This is a genomic window from Cellulomonas sp. PS-H5 (assembly GCF_019265565.1).
Taxonomy (GTDB): domain Bacteria; phylum Actinomycetota; class Actinomycetes; order Actinomycetales; family Cellulomonadaceae; genus Cellulomonas.
On sequence record NZ_JAHVCI010000133.1, the window covers coordinates 1 to 676 of the forward strand.

The 676-nt window shown below is 74.7% G+C and carries 1 protein-coding gene; it reads right to left on the reverse strand.

From position 1 onward, the window contains the following. Positions 1-474 (reverse strand): Hpt domain-containing protein (locus tag J5O08_RS20585; protein WP_255590312.1); only part of this gene is annotated, 474 nt, incomplete at its 3' end. Positions 475-676 lie beyond the last annotated feature (202 nt).

Sequence of the window (676 nt, forward strand, 5' to 3'; positions counted from 1 at the left end):
CGGCGCGGGCTCGGGCTCGGCGGCGGGCTCCGGGGCGGCGGGCGCGGGGGCCGCGGCTGCCGGGGCGGCGGCCTCGGCGGCCGGCTCGGCACCGGGCTCGATCGCCTGGATCGCCTCGATCGCCGCGATGACCGCGTCGATCTCGACCCCGCCCTCGCCGCCCTCGACCTCGATCGCCCGCAGGATCTCGCGGATCGTGTCCACCAGCCGCAGCAGCACGTCGGTGGTCGCCTGGTCCATCGACCGGCGGCCGTCGCGCAGCTCGACGAGCAGGTTCTCCCCCGCGTGGGCCACGCGCTCCAGGCGCGAGAACGCGAGGAACCCACTGGTCCCCTTGATCGTGTGGATCGTCCGGAACACGCTCGCGATGAGCGAGCGCGACCCCGGTTCGCTCTCCAGGGCCACCAGGTCCTGGTCGAGCTGGTCGAGGTTCTCGTGGCTCTCCACGAGGAACTCGCGGACGATCTCGTCCATGTCCTCCACTGCTGCCTCCTACCGGGTGCGGACCCGTCTGAGGTGAGGATCGGCGGCTCGAAGGGTGGCGTGAGGCTTTTGGCGGGCGACGGGGCCCTGGCGCCGGGTGAAGGCGCGGGCGTCACCCGGACGGGTGGCTGCCTCGGCCGGTGCAGCCGGGGCGGGGTGGAGCGTTCTGCCCGACACGCCCCGGCGGGTGGGG